1 protein-coding gene is annotated in these 232 nt (G+C 69.8%); it reads right to left on the minus strand.

What is annotated here, in order from left to right:
- A partial coding sequence (locus ADK41_RS15390) for an acyltransferase domain-containing protein (RefSeq protein WP_158717753.1) occupies positions 1-232 on the minus strand: 232 nt, incomplete at both ends.

A 232-nucleotide genomic window follows, 5' to 3' on the forward strand; every position in this document is an offset into this window, starting at 1 on the left:
CTCACCGATCGAATGCCCGGCCACGAACTCCGGCCGCACACCCCACGACTCCACCAGCCGGAACAACGCCACCTCGACCGCGAACAGTCCGGCCTGGGCGTAGGCGGTCCGGTTCAGCGCCTCCGCGTCCTCGCCCCACACCACCTCACGCAGGGGACGTTCCAGATGCTCGTCCAGGCCCGCGCACACCGCGTCGAACGCCTCCGCGAACACCGGGAAACGACCGTACAGC

Source organism: Streptomyces caelestis (assembly GCF_001279005.1).
GTDB classification, from domain to species: Bacteria; Actinomycetota; Actinomycetes; order Streptomycetales; family Streptomycetaceae; genus Streptomyces; species Streptomyces heliomycini.